Origin of the sequence: Pseudomonas sp. BN417 (genome assembly GCF_029871205.1) — a bacterium.
Classification (GTDB): domain Bacteria; phylum Pseudomonadota; class Gammaproteobacteria; order Pseudomonadales; family Pseudomonadaceae; genus Metapseudomonas.
In genome coordinates, this window is sequence record NZ_SSOJ01000142.1 from 1 (window position 1) to 16,201 (window position 16,201).

The 16,201-nt window shown below is 64.8% G+C and carries 16 protein-coding genes; 10 read left to right on the plus strand and 6 right to left on the minus strand.

Annotated elements, in window-relative coordinates; translation table 11 throughout:
* The 6 genes from mreD to tldD form a co-directional block, all read left to right on the plus strand.
* Positions 1 to 488, plus strand: a 488-nt coding sequence (mreD, locus tag E8F11_RS20930; RefSeq protein ID WP_280290795.1) for a rod shape-determining protein MreD, incomplete at its 5' end; no start/stop codon positions are given.
* A gap of 51 nt (positions 489 to 539) precedes the next feature.
* Positions 540 to 1,130 (plus strand): Maf family protein, encoded by a 591-nt coding sequence (locus E8F11_RS20935; RefSeq protein ID WP_280290796.1) that lies wholly within the window; start codon positions 540 to 542, stop codon positions 1,128 to 1,130.
* 9 nt (positions 1,131 to 1,139) lie between these two features.
* On the plus strand, positions 1,140 to 2,597 hold the full coding sequence (gene rng, locus E8F11_RS20940) for a ribonuclease G (protein WP_280290797.1): 1,458 nt from the start codon (positions 1,140 to 1,142) through the stop codon (positions 2,595 to 2,597).
* A 37-nt stretch (positions 2,598 to 2,634) separates the two neighbouring features.
* On the plus strand, positions 2,635 to 6,429 hold the full coding sequence (locus E8F11_RS20945) for a YhdP family protein (protein WP_280290798.1): 3,795 nt from the start codon (positions 2,635 to 2,637) through the stop codon (positions 6,427 to 6,429).
* Positions 6,430 to 6,485: 56 nt separating this feature from the next.
* Complete coding sequence (locus E8F11_RS20950) at positions 6,486 to 7,340, plus strand: carbon-nitrogen hydrolase family protein (protein WP_280290799.1); 855 nt, start codon at positions 6,486 to 6,488, stop codon at positions 7,338 to 7,340.
* Positions 7,337 to 8,779: a metalloprotease TldD gene (tldD, locus tag E8F11_RS20955; RefSeq protein ID WP_280290800.1), complete on the plus strand. Its 1,443-nt coding sequence runs from the start codon at positions 7,337 to 7,339 to the stop codon at positions 8,777 to 8,779. The genes E8F11_RS20950 and tldD overlap by 4 nt, the downstream gene beginning before the upstream one ends.
* Positions 8,780 to 8,797: 18 nt before the next feature.
* Here the strand turns inward: tldD and yjgA are convergent, their stop codons facing one another.
* A complete protein-coding gene (gene yjgA, locus E8F11_RS20960; protein ID WP_280290801.1) occupies positions 8,798 to 9,319 on the minus strand; it encodes a ribosome biogenesis factor YjgA in 522 nt (173 codons plus the stop codon).
* 143 nt (positions 9,320 to 9,462) lie between these two features.
* Between yjgA and pmbA the strand changes: the two genes are divergently transcribed.
* The 4 genes from pmbA to E8F11_RS20980 all read left to right on the plus strand — a co-directional run bounded on the left by pmbA (position 9,463) and on the right by E8F11_RS20980 (position 12,643).
* Positions 9,463 to 10,809, plus strand: coding sequence for a metalloprotease PmbA (pmbA, locus tag E8F11_RS20965; protein WP_280290802.1), 1,347 nt, complete (start codon positions 9,463 to 9,465; stop codon positions 10,807 to 10,809).
* Between the two features lie 592 nt (positions 10,810 to 11,401).
* Positions 11,402 to 11,584 carry a type II toxin-antitoxin system HicA family toxin gene (locus E8F11_RS20970; protein WP_280290803.1) on the plus strand — a complete coding sequence of 61 codons (183 nt, stop codon included), beginning with the start codon at positions 11,402 to 11,404 and terminating at the stop codon, positions 11,582 to 11,584.
* Positions 11,585 to 11,644: 60 nt separating this feature from the next.
* Positions 11,645 to 12,049 (plus strand): type II toxin-antitoxin system HicB family antitoxin, encoded by a 405-nt coding sequence (locus tag E8F11_RS20975; protein ID WP_280290804.1) that lies wholly within the window; start codon positions 11,645 to 11,647, stop codon positions 12,047 to 12,049.
* Between the two features lie 75 nt (positions 12,050 to 12,124).
* Positions 12,125 to 12,643, plus strand: coding sequence for a tyrosine-type recombinase/integrase (locus E8F11_RS20980; RefSeq protein WP_280290899.1), 519 nt, complete (start codon positions 12,125 to 12,127; stop codon positions 12,641 to 12,643).
* 36 nt (positions 12,644 to 12,679) lie between these two features.
* On the opposite strand, the gene E8F11_RS20985 is transcribed toward E8F11_RS20980, so the two are convergent.
* The 5 genes from E8F11_RS20985 to E8F11_RS21005 form a co-directional block, all read right to left on the minus strand.
* Positions 12,680 to 12,952, minus strand: a complete 273-nt coding sequence (locus E8F11_RS20985) for an HPr family phosphocarrier protein (RefSeq protein ID WP_280290805.1) — start codon at positions 12,950 to 12,952, stop codon at positions 12,680 to 12,682.
* Between the two features lie 15 nt (positions 12,953 to 12,967).
* Positions 12,968 to 13,825, minus strand: a complete 858-nt coding sequence (gene rapZ / locus E8F11_RS20990) for an RNase adapter RapZ (protein ID WP_280290806.1) — start codon at positions 13,823 to 13,825, stop codon at positions 12,968 to 12,970.
* A 9-nt stretch (positions 13,826 to 13,834) separates the two neighbouring features.
* Positions 13,835 to 14,299: a PTS IIA-like nitrogen regulatory protein PtsN gene (ptsN, locus tag E8F11_RS20995; RefSeq protein WP_280290807.1), complete on the minus strand. Its 465-nt coding sequence runs from the start codon at positions 14,297 to 14,299 to the stop codon at positions 13,835 to 13,837.
* Between the two features lie 10 nt (positions 14,300 to 14,309).
* Positions 14,310 to 14,618, minus strand: a complete 309-nt coding sequence (raiA, locus tag E8F11_RS21000) for a ribosome-associated translation inhibitor RaiA (RefSeq protein ID WP_280290808.1) — start codon at positions 14,616 to 14,618, stop codon at positions 14,310 to 14,312.
* 86 nt (positions 14,619 to 14,704) lie between these two features.
* Positions 14,705 to 16,201, minus strand: a complete 1,497-nt coding sequence (locus E8F11_RS21005) for an RNA polymerase factor sigma-54 (protein ID WP_280290809.1) — start codon at positions 16,199 to 16,201, stop codon at positions 14,705 to 14,707.

Genomic DNA, 16,201 nt, shown 5'->3' on the forward strand with positions numbered 1-16,201 from the left:
TGGTCGGCCAGCGTTCCAACAATGGCTGGGTCATCTGGTTCAGCCTGATCCTGGCCCTGGTGCTCAGCGTCGGGCCGTTGCCCAGCTTCATGGAGATAGGCCGGCCGCTCTGGCTGGCGCTGTTCCTCACCTACTGGACCCTCGCCCTGCCGCACCGCGTCGGCATGACCACCGCCTGGTTGCTGGGCCTCGCGGAGGATGTGCTCTACGGCACGCTGCTCGGGCAGAACGCCCTGATCCTCGCCTTGATCACCTTCCTGGTGCTGACCCTGCACCAGCGTCTGCGCATGTTCCCCATGTGGCAGCAGTGCCTCGTGTTGCTCGTGGTTTTCGGCCTGGCCCAGCTGGTACAGCTGTGGCTCAATGCCCTTACCGGTAATCGTCCCCCGACCCTGGTCTTCCTGCTGCCCGCACTGGTCAGCGCGCTGCTCTGGCCTTGGGTATACGCCGCCCTGCGCGGTACGAGTCGCCGCCTCAACGTCAATTGATCGGCTTGCGGCCATGTCGCAAGCCTCTGTCTTCGACAGGGAGAAGTCCGCATGGCCACGCTGTACCTGGCTTCGGGGTCGCCGCGCCGGCGCGAATTGCTGGCGCAGATCGGCGTCCCCCATGTCACCCTGATCGCCTCCATCGATGAAAACGCTTTGCCCGGCGAGGCTGCGTCCGCCTATGTCGAACGCCTGGCCCGGGAGAAGGCCCTGGCCGGCCTCGCGAGCCTGGAGCAGCCCTACGGCGCCTGCGTGCTGGGCGCCGATACCGCCGTGGTGCTGGATGGCCGCATCCTCGGCAAGCCGGCCGACCGCGCGGACGCCATGGCCACTTTGGCACTGCTTTCCGGCCGCGAGCATGAGGTGCTCACCGCCGTCGCCCTGGCCGATGCTTCGCGCTGCGAGGCACGGGTGGTCAGCAGCCGGGTGCGCTTCCGCGCCATTCCCCCTGCCGAACGTGAAGCCTACTGGGCCAGCGGCGAGCCCGCCGACAAGGCGGGCAGCTACGCTATCCAGGGGCTGGGCGCGGTATTCGTCAGTCACGTGCAGGGCAGTTATTCAGCGGTAGTGGGATTGCCGCTGCTGGAAACGGCGGAGATGCTCGCCGGGTTCGGCATTCCTTGTTGGCAGCACCTGGGATAGGTCAACGGCATGAGCGAAGAGATTCTGATCAATATCACGCCGATGGAATCGCGCGTGGCGGTAGTCGAGAACGGTGTGCTGCAAGAGGTACATGTCGAGCGCACGCAGCGCCGCGGCATAGTCGGCAACATCTACAAGGGCAAGGTGGTGCGGGTGCTGCCGGGCATGCAGGCAGCCTTCGTTGACATCGGCCTGGACCGCGCGGCGTTCATCCACGCCTCGGAAATCAGTACCCGAGAAGGCAGTGCGGTGGAGAGCATCAGCGCCCTGGTGCACGAAGGCCAGGCCCTGGTGGTGCAGGTCACCAAGGACCCCATCGGCAGCAAGGGGGCGCGCCTGACCACCCAGCTGTCGATTCCTTCGCGTTACCTGGTGTACATGCCGCGCACCAGCCATGTGGGCATTTCCCTGAAGATCGAGGACGAAGCCGAGCGCGACCGCCTCAAGCAGGTGGTGGCCGACTGCATTGCCACCGAGGGCATCGAGGAGGCCGGCGGCTTCATCCTGCGTACCGCCGCCGATGGCGCCCGCGCCGACGAGATCCTCGCGGACATCCGCTACCTGCGCCGCCTGTGGGAGCAGATTTCCGCGCAGATGCAAACCGCCCCCGCGCCGTCGGTCATCTACGAAGACCTCAGCCTGGCCCTGCGCACCCTGCGCGACCTGGTCAATCCGCGCATCGAGAAAATCCGCATCGATTCCCGGGAAACCTTCCAGAAGGTCACCCAGTTCGTCGACGAACTGATGCCGGAAATCGCCGACCGCCTGGAGCACTATCCCGGCGAGCGGCCGATCTTCGACCTCTACGGCGTCGAGGACGAAATCCAGAAGGCCCTGGAGCGCAAGGTGCTGCTCAAGTCCGGCGGCTACCTGATCATCGACCCCACCGAGGCGATGACCACCATCGATGTCAACACCGGCGCCTTCGTCGGCCACCGTACCCTCGAAGAGACCATCTTCAAGACCAACCTCGAGGCCGCCACCGCCATCGCCCGCCAGCTGCGCCTGCGCAACCTGGGCGGGATCATCATCATCGACTTCATCGACATGGAAGATGAAGAACACCAGCGCCAGGTGCTGCGGACCCTGGAAAAGCAGCTGGAGCGCGATCACGCCAAGACCAATATCATCGGCATCACCGAACTCGGCCTGGTGCAGATGACCCGCAAGCGCACCCGCGAAAGCCTGATCCAGGTGCTCTGCGAGCCCTGTTCCTGTTGCCAGGGGCGTGGCCTGCTGAAGACCGCGGAGACCATCTGCTACGAGATCTTCCGCGAGATCCTGCGCGAGGCCCGCGCCTACCAGGCCGAAGGTTACCTGGTACTGGCCGATCAGAAGGTGGTGGACCGCCTTCTGGATGAAGAGTCGGGGAACGTCGCCGATCTCGAGGCGTTCATCGGTCGTCCCATCAAGTTCCAGGTGGAAACCATGTACTCCCAGGAACAGTACGATGTGGTCCTGCTCTGAGGCGCTGAGCTGAGTGGAAGCCTTGGCTCGTGGCTTGATGCGCGCCCTGCGCTGGCTGCTGGCGCTCTGCGCCCTGTGCCTGGTGCTGGCGGCGCTCTACGTCAGCCTGGGACGCGAGCTGGTGCCGCTGGTGGCCGAGTATCGCCTCGAAGCCGAGACCCGTGCCTCCGCCGCGCTGGGCCAGCCCTTGAAGGTCGGCAGCCTGGAAGGCCGCTGGCATGGCCTGGCGCCGCTGCTGATCGCCCACGATGTGCGGCTGGGGGAGGGCGACAGCGCCCTGCGCCTGGGACAGGTCCGGGTGATACCCGACGTGCTTGGCAGCCTGATGGCGCGCCAGCCGCGCATCGACCGCCTGGAGCTGGAGGGCGTCCAGCTCAGCCTGCGCCAGGACGAGGCCGGCAAGTGGCATCTGCGAGGCTTCGCGGCGAGTCCGGACAAACCGCTGCCCGGCCCGCGACAGGTTCGCGACCTGCTGCGGCAGATCGGCCTGGTCTCGGTCCTCAACAGCCAGCTCACCCTCGAGCCCCATGGGCAGGCGCCGGCCAGCCTCACCCAGATCAGCCTCAGCCTGAAGGCCGGCGCCAGTCGCCAGCGCCTCGATGGCCGCCTCAGCCTGCCCGATGGTCAACCACTGGCCATGCGCCTGCGAACCCGGATGGACACTGATGCCTGGCTGCAAAGCGAGGCCGAACTCTACCTCAGCCTGCCGCAGAGCGACTGGGCGCGCTGGCTGCCGGCCAACCTGACCCGCGAATGGCGCCTGCAACGCCTGCAGGCCGGCGGCGAGGCCTGGCTGGAATGGGCCAAGGGCAGCCTGCAGCGGGCCGTGGCCCGGCTGCATGCGCCCGAGGTCAGCGGCGCCTATGCCGAGCGCAAACCGGTAGCCTTGGGCAACCTGGGCCTGAACGCCTACTTCACCCGCACCAAGGAAGGTTTCCAGGTCCTGCTGGACTCCCTGGCGTTGAACATCGGCAAGGAACGCTGGGGCGAAGCCCACATCCGCCTCGATTACAAGTCTGGGGAGAAGCAGGAGTGGCGGCTCAACGCGGATCGACTGGACGTGGCGCCGCTGCTGCCGGTAGTGAATGCCCTGGTGCCCCTGCCCGAGCAGGCCGCGGAACTGGTCGCCGGGCTCAGGCCCCGTGGCGCCCTGCGCAACCTGAGCCTGAATTACCGGCCGCAGCAGGAAGGTGCCAAGCGACTGCAGTTCAGCAGCAACCTGGCCGGCGTGGGGTTCAATGCCTACCGCGGTGCGCCCGCCGTGGAGAATGCCAGCGGCAGCCTGGCGGGCGATCTGCAGCAGGGCGAATTGCGCCTGGACGCCAATGACTTCGTTCTGCACCTGGATCAGCTCTTTCCGAAGCCCTGGCACTACCGCGAAGCCCGCGCGCGGCTGACCTGGAGCCTGGATGACACCGCCTTCACCCTGGCCAGCCCCTACATGCGCCTGGTGGGGGAGGAAGGCAACATCGCTGGCGACATGCTGATCCGCCTGATGCGGGCTCCCGAGGCCGAGGACTACATGGACCTGCGCGTCGGCCTGAGCGACGGCGACGCCCGCTACACCGAGAAGTACCTGCCGACCCGCTCGCCCGGGCTCAACCCGGCCCTGGCCAAGTGGCTGAAGGAAGCGATCAAGGGCGGCGCGGTGGATGAGGGCTACTTCCAGTACCAGGGCTCCCTGGCCAAGGGAGCCGACCCGGAGGCACGTTCCCTCAGCCTGTTCTTCAAGGTGCATGACGCCAGGCTGGCCTTCCAGCCGGGTTGGCCCGAGCTGCGCGAGGCCCGTGGCGATGTGTTCATCGAGGATACCGGCGTGCGAGTCAAGGTGCCGGCCGGGCGGATCCTCGACACCCGGGTGAGCGATGCCGAGGCCGAGGTGCCCCATGTGGAGCCCGGCCAGGTGCCGCACCTGCTGCTGGACGCCAAGCTGGCCAGCAGTTTCCCGGATGGGCTGAAGATCCTCCAGGAAGCACCGATAGGCACCGGCCCCATCTTCGCCGGCTGGCAGGGCCAGGGTCCGCTGGACGGCAGCCTGAAGCTGGACGTTCCCCTGGAGAAGGGCCACCCGCCCCAGGTGGTGGTGGATCTGCGCACGGCCGATGCCCAGCTGAAGATCGCCCGTCCGGAGCTGACCTTGACCCGGCTCAAGGGTGCCTTCCGCTACGACACCGCCAGCGGCCTCAGCTCCCAGGACATCCGCGGCCAGGTCTTCGGCCGAGAAGTGCGGGCCAGGGCACAGGCCGAGGGCCGCGATGGCAAGGCCCGCTCGCGGATCCTGGCCAACGGCAGCATCACCCTGAAGGACCTTACCGCATGGCTCGGGGTCACCCAGCCATTGCCGGCCTCGGGTGCTCTGCCCTACAGCCTGAACCTGAGCCTGGATGGCAAGGACAGCCAACTGAGCATCGATTCCAACCTCAAGGGCCTGGCCGTCGACCTGCCGGCGCCTTACGGCAAGACGGCCGACGAATCCCGCGACACCAGCTGGCGCATGACCCTGGATGGCGAAGAACGGCGTTACTGGCTGGTCTATGACAAGCTGGCCAGCCTGGCCCTTGCGGCCCCGGTGGGCAAGCTGGATGAGGCGCGTGGCGATCTGGTGCTGGGGGGCGGTGCGGCCAGCCTGCCGGGCGCCAAGGGCCTGCGCGTGCGAGGTCGAGTCGAAGAACTGGATACCGCGCCCTGGATGGAACTGGCCAGGCAGTACCTGCCCAAGGAGGGTGTCGAGAAGGCCCGGCTGCTGCGCAGCGCCAACCTGGAAATCGGGCGTTTCAAGGGCTTTGGCCTGAGCCTGGAGAACCTCAAGGCGAACCTGGAGCGTTCGGCCAGCGGCTGGAATCTCGGCCTGGATAGCGCCCTGCTCCAGGGCAGTGTTGTGATGGCGGATGCCAAGGGTGTGCCCATCGTCATCCATATGAAACAGATTCGCCTGCCCGAACCACCGGAAAACGAGGCTGAAGCCGACGCCAAGCCCGACCCGCTGGCCGCAGTCGACCCGCGCCAGGTACCGGCGCTGGATGTGCGCATCGATCAGGTGGTGTTGGGCGAATCGCCCCTGGGCGCCTGGTCTTTCAAGGCCCGGCCCGACGCCAAGGGTGTGGTCTTCAGTGATTTGGACCTCAACCTCAGGGGGTTGAAGGTCGGCGGGAGGGCCGGCTGGGAAGGTGAGGCCGGGAATAGCAGCTCCTGGTACAAGGGCCGGCTGGAAGGCAAGAACCTGGCGGATGTGCTCAAGGCCTGGAACTTTGCGCCTTCGGCCACCAGCGAGCGCTTCCGCATGGACGTCGACGGGCGCTGGCCGGGCTCGCCGGCCTGGGTCAGCCTCAAGCGCTACTCCGGCTCACTGGACGCCAGCTTGCACAAGGGCCAGTTCGTCGAGGTGGAGGGCGGCGCCCAGGCCCTGCGGGTGTTCGGCCTGCTCAACTTCAACTCCATCGGCCGGCGAATACGCCTGGACTTCTCCGACCTGCTCGACAAGGGGCTGGCCTATGACCGGGTCAAAGGCCTGCTGGTGGGCAGCGAGGGCCGTTTCGTAACCCGCGAACCGATCAAGCTCGAAGGGCCTTCCAGCGGCCTGGAGCTGGACGGCACCCTGGACCTGGCCGCCGACCGTATCGACGCCAAGTTGCTGGTGACCCTGCCGGTGACCAACAACCTGCCGCTGGCGGCGCTGATCGTCGGCGCGCCGGCCATCGGCGGCGCGCTGTTCGTCGTCGACAAGCTGTTGGGTGACAAGGTGGCGCGGTTCGCCAGCGTGCAATACAAGGTCCAGGGCTCCTGGAAGAGCCCGAAGATCACCTTCGAAAAGCCTTTTGAAAAGCCTCGTTGAAGCGAGCAAGCGCTGCTTGGGTTAGCATGCATTCCATGCCTAGCGCGGAGATTCAGATGTCCCTTGCCGTGATTCAGATGGTCAGCCAGGACGATGTCCTGGCCAACCTCGCCAGTGCCCGGCGCCTGCTGGAGCAGGCCGCCGAAGGCGGCGCTCTTCTCGCGGTGCTGCCGGAAAACTTCGCCGCCATCGGCCGCCGCGACCTGGCCAGCCAGGGCCGCGCCGAGGCCGACGGCCAGGGACCCATCCTGCCTTGGCTGCGCCAGGCGGCGCGCGACCTGAAACTGTGGATAGTGGCCGGCACCCTGCCGCTGCCGCCCGACGACCGGCCGCAGGGGAAACCCAATGCCTGCTCGTTGCTGATCGATGAGCAGGGCGAGCGGGTGGCGCGCTACGACAAGATCCACCTGTTCGACGTCGATGTGGCCGACAACCGCGGCCGTTATCGCGAGTCCGACGACTATGCCCACGGCGCCCGGGTGGTGGTGGCCGATACCCCGGTGGGCCGGCTCGGCCTGACCGTCTGCTACGACCTGCGTTTCCCCGAACTCTACGGCGCCCTGCGCGAAGCCGGCGCCGAACTGATCAGCGCGCCTTCGGCCTTCACCGCCGTCACCGGCGCCGCGCACTGGCAGGTGTTGGTGCGCGCGCGGGCCATCGAAACCCAGTGCTACCTGCTGGCGGCCGGACAGGGCGGTATTCATCCGGGGCCGCGCGAGACCTTCGGGCATTCGGCGATAGTCGATCCCTGGGGCCGGGTGCTGGCCGAGCAGGCCCAAGGTGAGGCCGTGCTGCTGGCCAGTCGTGATGCCAGGGAGCAGGCGGCCATCCGCCAACGCATGCCGGTGAGCACCCACAGACGATTCTTGACGCCGGCCACTCCCGGGCCGGCGCGTACGGAGAAGTTATGAGCGACCTCTTGTTAACCGTCAGCGAGCACCTGCTGGCGCCCGGCGACCTCAGCATCGAGCAGTTGCCGGCGATCCTCGGCGAACTCGCCGGTCCCGGCATAGATGCCGCCGACCTGTACTTCCAGGGGCAGATTTCCGAGTCCTGGGTGCTGGAGGACGGCATCGTCAAGGAAGGCAGCTTCCACCTCGACCAGGGTGTGGGCGTGCGCGCCCAGTCCGGCGAGAAGACCGGCTTCGCCTACAGCAATGCCATCACCGCCGATGCCCTGCGCCAGGCGGCGCGTGCCGCGCGCTCCATTTCCCGGGCCGGGCAGGAAGGGCGAGTGCAGGCCTTCGCCAGCCCGCAGGTGACCCGGTTGTACGATTCCAGCAGCCCGCTGGATGTGATCAGCCGCGCCGAGAAGGTGGAGCTGCTGAAGAGCGTCGACTCCGCGACCCGTGCCCTGGACCCGCGCATCAAACAGGTCACCGTGAGCATGGCCGGGGTCTGGGAACGCATCCTGATCGCCGCCAGCGACGGCAGTCTGGGTGCCGATATCCGCCCGCTGGTGCGCTTCAACGTCAGTGTGATCGTCGAGCAGAACGGCCGGCGCGAACGCGGCGGCCATGGCGGCGGCGGGCGCACCGACTATCGCTATTTCCTGCAGGAAGACCGCGCCATGGGCTATGCCCGCGAAGCCCTGCGCCAGGCCCTGGTGAACCTGGAAGCGGTGCCGGCACCGGCCGGAACCCTGCCGGTGGTGATGGGCGCGGGCTGGTCCGGCGTGCTGCTGCACGAGGCGGTGGGTCATGGCCTGGAAGGCGACTTCAACCGCAAGGGCAGCTCGGCCTACAGCGGCCGCATGGGCGAGAAGGTCGCATCCAGTCTCTGCACCATCGTCGACGACGGCACCCTGGCCTATCGCCGCGGCTCCCTCAGCATCGATGACGAAGGCACGCCGACCCGCTGCACCACGCTGATCGAGAACGGCATACTCAAGGGCTACATGCAGGACAAGCTCAACGCTCGCCTGATGGGCGTCGCCCGTACCGGCAACGGACGTCGCGAGTCCTACGCCCACCTGCCGATGCCGCGCATGACCAACACCTACATGCTGGCCGGCAAGAGCGACCCGCAGGAGATCATCGCCTCGGTGGAGCGCGGCCTCTACTGCGCCAACCTGGGCGGTGGCCAGGTGGATATCACCAGCGGCAAGTTCGTCTTCTCCACCAGCGAGGCCTACCTGATCGAGAACGGCAAGATCACCACGCCGGTGAAAGGCGCCACGCTGATCGGCAACGGTCCCGAGGCCATGAGCCGGGTATCCATGGTCGGCAACGACCTGGCACTGGACAGCGGCGTCGGGACCTGCGGCAAGGACGGACAGTCGGTGCCGGTGGGCGTGGGCCAGCCGACACTGAAGATCGATGCGATCACGGTAGGCGGGACGGGGGCCTGATGACGGCCCCCGGAAGGATCAGCGCAAGCCGCGCTTGGCTTCGTCCAGGTCGCGGATGTACTTGAACACCTTGCGCGCGGCGGCCGGCGGTTTGTTGTGGGCCGCCTCGTGCTGGGCATGACGGATCAGGCCGCGCAGGTGCTGGCGGTCGGTATCCGGGTATTCGACGACAAAGCTCTCCAGGGCAGCGTCGCCGCCCTCGATCAGGCGGTCGCGCCAGCGCTCCAGGGCGTGGAAGCGCTCGTTGTACTCGCGGGTGGAGCTGTCGAGCTGGTCGACCAGGCCGATGATGGCCTCGATATCCTGCTCGCGCATGAGCTTGCCGATGTACTGGAGGTGCCGTTTGCGGGCAATGTGCGCCTTGTGTTTCGGGGCCTCCGCCAGGGCCCGTTGCAGGGCGTCGGTCAGCGGCAGCTTGGCCAGCACGTCGGGCTTGAGGGTGGTCAGGCGCTCGCCGAGGTCCTGCAGGGCATGCAGTTCGCGCTTGATCTGGGATTTGCTCTTCTCTCCGGAGAAGTCGTCGTCGAGGAATTCAGACATGGGGGTGGTCCAATGGGAAACGCCGCCATGATAACCAGTCGGGGCCGCCTTGTCCGGCCCGGCTGGCGCCGCCAGAGGGCGGTACGTGCGGCGAGGCGCCCAATGCGTCCGCCGCGTCTCGGATTTTCTGAACTGGAGTGGCTATGAGTGAAGTAGAAGTGGTCGGCCCGGAAGCATTGCCGGAACTGCAGGCGCGGGTCGAGCGCATCCTCGCCGAAGCCCGGCGCCAGGGCGCAAGCGCCTGTGAGGTGGCTGTTTCAGTGGAGCAGGGATTGTCCACCACCGTTCGCCAGGGCGAGGTGGAAACAGTCGAATTCAACCGTGACCAGGGGTTCGGCATCACCCTCTACGCCGGGCAGCGCAAGGGCTCGGCCAGCACTTCGGCGAGCGGCGAAGACGCCATTCGCGAGACAGTGGCGGCGGCCCTCGCCATCGCCAAGCATGCCTCCGAGGACGACTGCGCCGGTCTGGCCGATGCGGCGCTGATGGCCCGCGACCTGCCGGACCTCGACCTTTACCACCCCTGGTCCATCACCCCCGAGCAGGCCGTGGAGCAGGCGCTGATCTGCGAAACGGCGGCCTTCGAGGCCGACAAGCGCGTCAGCAAGGCGGACGGCACCACCCTCAACACCCACCAGGGTTGCCGGGTCTATGGCAACAGTCATGGCTTCGTCGGCGGCTACGCCAGCACCCGGCACAGCCTGAGCTGCGTGATGATCGCCGAGGCCCAGGGGCAGATGCAGCGGGACTACTGGTATGACGTCAGCCGCATTGGCAGCCAGCTGGCAGACCCTGTAAGCATCGGCCGGCGCGCCGCCGAACGCACGGCCGCACGCCTGGGTGCCCGGCCGGTACCCACCTGCGAAGTGCCGGTGCTGTTCGCCGCCGAACTGGCTACAGGCCTGTTCGGCAGCTTCCTTTCGGCCATTTCCGGCGGCAACCTCTACCGCAAGTCATCCTTCCTTGAAGGCGCACTTGGCCAGCGGCTGTTCCCCGAGTGGCTGTCCATCGACGAGCGGCCGCACATCCCGCGCGCCATGGCCAGCGCCACCTTCGACAACGACGGCCTGGCCACCTATGCCAAACCGTTCGTGGAGAAGGGCGAGCTGGTGTCCTACATCCTCGGCACCTATTCCGGACGCAAGCTGGGCCTGCCCAGCACCGCCAACGCAGGCGGCGTGCACAACCTCTTCGTCAGCCACGGCCAGGAAGACCAGGGGGCGCTGCTGCGGCGCATGGGTCGCGGCCTGCTGGTGACCGAGCTGATGGGGCAGGGGCTGAACATGGTCACCGGCGACTACTCCCGCGGTGCCGCCGGCTACTGGGTGGAGAATGGCGAGATCCAGTTCCCGGTGCAGGAAGTGACCATCGCCGGCAACCTCAAGGACATGTTCCGCCAGATACTCGCGGTCGGCAGCGACCTGGAGCTGCGCGGCAACATCCGTACCGGCTCGGTTTTGATCGAGAAGATGACGGTCGCCGGCAGCTGAGCCAGCCTTCGCCCGGCCTGCAAACGCGCCCATTCGGGCGCGTTTTTGTTTCCGCCGGATGACAGCTGCGAGCCTAGGGCTGGCGGCAGGGGCTGCCTGATGATGGTGCTGGATACCGCGCTGGCCTGATATCAGGCCCTGGGGCGGCCCGGAATCATTCGCCTTCGTCAAATCTATCGTTGACCGCTTCGGAAGCCGCGGCTTCTCTGAAAAATGCCAGGAAATTGGGGTTTTACGAGATATTTTCCGTGCATGTAGGTAAGTGTTCCTCCTGGGTGTGGACGCAATGTGGACACTCATGACCACCTGGCTTTGCACTCCATCTCAAATCCTTTCACAACGTGAAGCGCTCCCTGGCCGGCCAAGGCCCAGCAATGGCGCATCTCCACGCCCTGGTTTCATCTCCTGCGGGATTTCACGCAGCTTTCTATGCGAGGCCCGCCGGCGGGAGGGGGATAAGTCCGTTTCTGTCGGAGATTTTCTGGTCGGAGCGGATTTTCCGAGCGGCCTTCCTTGGTGTGTATGGTGTGTAGGCAGAAGTGTTATTGGTGTGTACCATACACACCATGGACAGGCCGAAGGGAGGGCGGTGATGCGAAGTAGAGAGGTGATCGAACTGATAGAGGCGGATGGGTGGTACGAAGTAGAGGTGAAGGGTAGCCATCACCAGTTCAAGCACCCGACAAAGAAGGGGAGGGTCACGGTTCCCCACCCCAAGAGTGATCTACCAGTGGGAACCGTACATAGCATATTGAAACAAGCCGGCCTCAAGTGAGGTCGGTGGTTCCACCAGAATCGGCCAGTTGCCGGTTCAATCCTTTCCTAGGAGTCGAACATGAAATTTCCAGTCGTATTGCACAAAGACGCTGATTCGGACTACGGGGTAACCGTGCCCGATGTGCCTGGCTGCTTCTCCGCCGGTACCACCGTTTCGGAAGCGCTGGAAAACGTCCAAGAGGCCCTGGCACTGCATTTCGAGGGGCTGGTCGCTGATGGAGAAGAGTTGCCTCAGGCGCAAGAAGTGGATTTCCACATGGGGAACTCTGACTTCGCGGGTGGGGTTTGGGCGGTCGTGGATTTCGACGTAACACCCTACTTGGGTAAGGCTGTGCGCTTCAATGCCACCTTGCCGGAGAACCTGCTGCATCGCATCGATGAGCGCGTGAAGCGTGACCACCGATACGCCTCCCGCTCTGGTTTTCTAGCCACTGCGGCGTTGCGAGAACTGGCGGCGGGCTGATCCGCCAAATAAAGGAAAGGGCGCCTTCTGGCGCCCTTTTGTGCGAGAGGATCCGGGAAACCGCAGCCGGCTACTATTCCAAGGCTTCGTCCTCAATCTCCCAAGTGTAGGAAGGTTGCTACCGGGGCACGCTGGTCCGAGGCTATGGCGCTGCAGCCGGGCTTGGTGAGGGATGGGAGACTGCACTTCGTTCGTACCAAGTCGGCCAGAAACAGAGCCGTGCCGATCTCTGCTGATCTTCAGACCATGCTCGAGCAGAACCTGCCTTGGCGCTTGTCCTATTCTGCGACCTACAAAGCGTTCGAGCTTGCGATTGCGGACCTGGAGTTGGGATTGCCGAAAGGGCAGCTGACCCACGTGCTGCGCCACACCTTTGCCAGTCACTACATGATGAACGGCGGCGATATCCTCACTCTTCAGCGAGTCCTGGGTCATTCAAACCTGACCATGACCATGCGCTATGCCCACTTCAGTCCTAGGCACCTGGCTGAAGTGGTCAATCTCAACCCTCTTGCTGAGGGGCGTGGACACTTTGTGGACGTAGTGCCGAAAAGTGAAAGCAGGGTGGATACAGATGAATTGGCAGAGGCCTAAGCTGGCTGCGGCCTCTAGCGATTCTCAGGGGGAGATTTACTCTCCCTCGTCAAATCTATTGTTGATCAGCTCGATCAGGGCATTGAGGGCATCGTCGTCCTGATCGCCTTCGGTGTGCAGGTGGATGGGCGTGCCCTTGCCAGCGGCCAGCATCATCACGGCCATGATGCTCTTGCCGTCCACCAGGCTTTCAGGGGATCGCCCCACCCGGATCTGGCAAGGGAAACGCCCGGCGACGCCGACGAATTTCGCCGCTGCCCGGGCGTGCAGGCCGAGCTTGTTGATGATGGTGATCTCGCAGGCAGGCATCGCGTTCCAATCCTTCTAACTGAGGTCGCGGTGGCGAACCTGGACATTCTTCAAGCTGGGTTTCAGTGCCGCCCCCAGGCGTTCGGCAAGGTATACCGAACGGTGGTGCCCGCCGGTGCAGCCGATGGCGATAGTGACATAGGCGCGGTTGCTGGCGGCGAATCGCGGCAGCCATTTGTTCAGGTAACCGAGGATATCCTGATACATCTCCTCGACGTCGGGTTGTCCGGCCAGGTACTCGGCGACGGCCGGCTCCAGACCGGAATGGTCACGCAGATCGGGCTTCCAGTAGGGATTGGGCAGGCAGCGCACATCGAACACCAGATCGGCATCCACAGGCATGCCGCGCTTGAAGCCGAAGGATTCGACCAGGAAGGCGGTGCCGGGCTCCGGCTGGTTCAGCAGGCGCAGCTTGATGGTGTCACGCAGCTGGTAAAGGTTGAGGTGCGTGGTGTCGATCTTCAGGTCGGCAAGATCGGCAATGGGCGCCAGCAACAGCTCCTCGTCCTTGATGGCTTCGGCCAGGGAGCGGTTGTCATTGGTCAGCGGGTGGCGTCGGCGCGTCTCGGAAAAACGCTTGAGCAGCGTGTCGTGCTCGGCGTCGAGGTAGAGCACATCGCACTTGATATGGCGGCCGCGGGCTTCATCCAGCAGTTCGGGGAAGCGCAACAGCTGGCTGGGCAGGTTGCGCGCGTCGATGGACACGGCGACCTGGGGTTCCAGCAGCTCGGTATGCAGCAAGGCCCGTTCGGCCAGCTCGGGAAGCAGGGTGGCGGGCAGGTTATCGATGCAATAGTAACCGTGGTCCTCGAGAACATCGAGGGCGGTACTCTTGCCCGACCCGGAGCGGCCGCTGACGATAATCAGGCGCATGGCGAGGCCCTAGCGTCCGCTCTGAACGTCCACGACCACCTGGTACAGGCTGGTGCTGTCGGGAGCCTTATGCAAGCGCTCACGCACATCGCTGCGGTCGAGCATGCTGGCGATCTGCCGGAGCAGTTCAAGGTGCTCATCGGTGGCGGCTTCCGGGACCAGGAGGACGAACAGCAGGTCCACGGGGGCCCCATCGATGGCGTCGAAATCGACCGGTGCGTCCAGCCGCAGCACAGCGCTGATCGGCGAGTTGCAGCCGGTGAGGCGACAGTGGGGAATGGCGATGCCGTTGCCGAAACCAGTGGAGCCCAGCTTCTCCCGGGAGACCAGGCTTTCGAAGATATCCTGGTTGTCGAGGTCGGGAAGGTCGCGGGCGACCAGCTTGGCAATCTGTTCCAGAACGCGTTTTTTGCTGCCCCCCGGCACGTTCACCAGGGAACGGCCGGGGGTCAGGATTTGCTCGAGTCGAATCATGGGGAGGGGATCAGCGGGCAGTCGCACCCTGCTGGCGGTTCAATTGCTTTTCCTTGTGCTTGATCAACTGGCGATCGAGCTTGTCGGTGAGCAGGTCGATGGCTGCGTACATGTCTTCATGCTCCGCGTTGGCTACGACTTCGCCGCCGGCGATGTGCAAAGTGGCTTCGATTTTCTGTTTGAGTTTTTCGACGTTCATTATCACCTGTACGTTGGTGATTCGGTCGAAATGGCGCTCCAGACGGTCGAACTTCTCGACAACGTAGTTGCGCAGGGCGTCGGTCACATCCAGTTGATGTCCACTGATGTTGACTTGCATACCGCTTTCTCCTTATTGCCCGTGTATAAGAGACAGGCTAACGGGCCTGTCACCGGAACACTTTTTGGCGTGGGTCAATATCCGCGTCACATCAGTCGCTTTCGTTCGCTGGAAGGCGCTATCCCAAGGGATTCACGATACTTGGCTACTGTGCGACGGGCCACTTGAATGCCCTGTGCCTCCAGTAAACCAGCGATCTTGCTGTCACTCAACGGCTTTTTCGGATTTTCCGCTGCGACCAGTTTTTTGAGGATGGCGCGGATCGCGGTAGAGGAGCATTCGCCGCCTTCCGAGGTGCTGACGTGGCTGGAGAAGAAGTACTTCAGCTCGTAGATCCCGCGGGGCGTGTGCATGTATTTCTGGGTGGTCACGCGCGAGATGGTGGATTCGTGCATGCCCACGGCTTCGGCGATGTCGTGCAGGACCAGGGGTTTCATCGCCTCATCGCCGTACTCCAGGAAGCCGCGCTGGTGCTCGACTATCTGAGTGGCCACCTTCATCAGGGTTTCATTGCGGCTCTGCAGGCTCTTGATGAACCAGCGCGCTTCCTGGAGCTGATTGCGCATGAAGGTGTTGTCGGCGCTGGAGTCGGCACGGCGGACGAAGCCGGCGTAATGCGGGTTGACCCTCAGGCGCGGCACGGCTTCCTGGTTCAGCTCCACCAGCCAGCGTTCGTTGTGCTTGCGCACTATGACGTCCGGCACCACGTACTCAGGCTCGCTGGCTTCGATCTGCGAGCCGGGGCGTGGGTTCAGGGCCTGGATCAGTTCGATGATCTGGCGCAGTTCGTCTTCCTTGACCTTCATCCGCCGCATCAGCTGGCTGTAGTCGCGGCTGCCGAGCAGGTCCAGGTAGTCGCCGGCCAGGCGCAGGGCCTCACTCAGCCAGGGGGTGTCGGCGGGCAGCTGGCGCAGCTGCAGGATCAGGCATTCGCGCAGGTCGCGGGCGCCGATGCCGGCGGGCTCGAACTGCTGGATACGGTGCAACACCACCTCGACCTCATCCAGCTCGATGCCGAGTTCGGGATCGAAGGATTCGACGACTTCCGCCAGCGATTCCTCGAGGTAGCCGTCGTTGTTGATGCAGTCGATCAGGGTGACGGCGATCAGTCGGTCGGTATCGGACATGGGGGCCAGGTTGAGCTGCCAGAGCAGGTGGCTCTGCAGGCTCTCGCCGACCGAGGTGCGCGAGGTGAAGTCCCACTCGTCGTCATCGTTGCTCGGCAGGCTGCTGGCGCTGGTCTGGTAGACGTCTTCCCAGGCGGTGTCGACGGGCAGTTCACTGGGGATGCGTTCGTGCCATTCGCCATCTTCCAGGGCTTCGGCATTGGTCTCGACGCTGGAATCCTGGAAGGTCGATTCCTGGCTGCCGGTGTTGGGCAGCTGGTCTCCCTCGGCCATCGGATCGGTATTGTCGAAATCGTCGCCATCCTCCTGTCGTTCGAGCATGGGATTGGACTCCAGGGCCTCCTGGATCTCCTGCTGCAGATCCAGGGTGGACAGTTGGAGTAGGCGGATGGCCTGTTGCAGCTGCGGGGTCATCGTCAGCTGCTGGCCCATCTTGAGGACTAGCGATGGTTTCAT